Source organism: Chromobacterium sp. FG22 (assembly GCF_057809415.1).
The window spans coordinates 1-2,070 of sequence record NZ_JBMDJX010000068.1 but is presented as its reverse complement, the minus strand read 5'-3'; the positions used below and the strand labels follow the sequence as shown (position 1 = coordinate 2,070).

Annotated in this window: 1 protein-coding gene; it reads right to left on the bottom strand. The window is 67.0% G+C overall.

Going from position 1 to position 2,070, the window contains the following annotated elements; all coding sequences use genetic code 11:
* Positions 1-2,070 (bottom strand): hypothetical protein (locus ACODSD_RS24720; RefSeq protein ID WP_488878603.1); only part of this gene is annotated, 2,070 nt, incomplete at both ends.

Sequence of the window (2,070 nt, the reverse complement as noted above, 5' to 3'; positions counted from 1 at the left end):
CAGGTGGCCGTTGACGTTGTAGCGCAGATGGGAGTAGCCCGGCTGCCAACCCGGCGCGTCCTTGTTGTACGGCTGGGCGGTGATGGTGCTTTGCTTGGCTTCGTCCCACCATTCATAGCCGTAATAGCTGGTGGTGGTGGTGCCGCTGCTGCTCTGCGCGCTGCTGGCCACGGTGCCGTCCGCCATCAGGCTGTAGGTGGTGCTAGCGCCGTCCCGGGTTTGCTGCAGCAGTTTGTGGTCGGCGTCGTAACGGGACTGGGTCTGGCTGCTGACGCCGCCGTCGCCGTTCCAGCGGTATTGGCGGTAAGCGGTGGCGCGTCCCAGCAGGTCGTTGTCGCGCTGGGAGGCCAGCTTGCCGTTGATGCGGGTGCTCTCCAGATAGCCATCGGCGCTGTAGCTGTAGGTCTCGGTGGTTCCATCAGAGGCGTTGATGGCCTGCACCCGTTCGCCGGCGGCGTTGTAGAGGATGTCGACGCCGTCGCCGCCCTGGGGGCCGCGGCTGATCTGGCCGTCGATCTTGCTGCCCTTGGTGGTGACGAAGCGGTTCATGCTGTCGTAACGGTACCAGTAATCCTGGGTCCGCTTCTGGCCGTCGACGCCGTCGTGGTAGACGCTGTTGACGTTGATGCGGTTGCCGACCGCGTCGTAGCGGTAGGTGATCAGGAATTTAGGATCCTTGATCTGGGTGACCCGGCCCAGCGCGTCGTACTGGATGTCGGCGTACTGATAGAACTCGCGGCTCTGGCTGTTGAGGCTGGTATAGCCTTCAAAAGTCTTGTTGCCGTCGTTGTCGTATTCGTACAGGGTGTAGCTGTCCAGCGCGTGGTCGGACAGGCTCTTCAGATAGCCGTTGCCGTAGTACTGGTAAGTGATGCGCTGGCCGGTGCTGCCGCTCTGTTCGGCCACCTGGCCGGCATGGTTGTAACGGTAGCTGAAGCGGTGGTTGCCCAGGTCGACATGGGCCACCTTATGGCCGAACAGGCTGACGTCGTCGGTCTGGCTGCGGCCGTTGGCGTCGGTCTTGACGCTGCGCCAGCCGCCGACGACGATGCCGCCGGCCCCGGCGATGGCGGCGTCCCACTGGTAGCGGTAGCTCACCCGGCGCCCGGCGGCGCTGACGGTGGCCAGCACCCGGCCCAGGCTGTCGTACTGGGTGGTGTCGGCCAGACTGTCCTTGCCGTCGCTGGTGCTGCGGTGGGCGATGCGCTGGCCGGCGCTGTCGTAGTCGTATTCGTCGTAGCCGCGGCGGCCGTCGGCGCGCACGGCGCGGTCCTGACGGATCAGCTGGTTGTTGGCGTTGTAGCGGTAATCGCTGCGGCGGCCGATTTCGTCGACGCTGACACGCAGATTGCCGAACACGTCATAGCCCAGTTGCTTGACGCCGCCGTCGGCGTGCGCCTCGCCGCCGCTCTTGCCCTGGCCCCGTTCGCCGCCGGCCAGCCAGCTTTGGCGGTTGAGCTGGCCGTTGGCGTCGACGGTGGCCACCAGATTACCCAGCGCGTCGTAACGGTACTGGGTGCGCACCGGCGGCGGGGCCTTGTCGCCGGCCGCGACGATCACGGTTTGCGGGTCTTGCTTGGCCAGCAGTTGGCCGAAGGCGCTGTACTCGAAGGTGGTGGTGTTGTCGCGGCCGTCGGTTTCGCTGCTCACTTCGCCGAAGGCGTTGTACTGCTGGCGGCGAATGATGTTGTGCTCGCTCTGGCTGGTGCCGGTGATCACCCAGTTGAGGCGGGCGCTGTCGACGCCGCTGTGGCGGCGCAGATAGCCGCTGACGTCCAGCGCCGCGCCGTCGGCGCCGGTCAGCAAGGCGCCCTGGGCGTCGGCCAGCTGGTAGCGGTACTCGTAGTCGCCGGCGGCCAGCGCGTCGGCGTTCAAAGCGAACTGGCCCTGGGCGTTGCGGCTCAGCGCCGCCTGGGTCCAGGCGCCCTGGCTGCCCTTGCTCCGGTAGGACAGCAAGAGCTGGGCGGCCTGGGTCTGCGGCGGATTGAAGCTGACCATCAGCGGCAGCGTCAGGCCCTTGGTATTGACGCTGACGGCGCCGCCGCCCAGCGTCAGCTGGCCGCCGGCGCG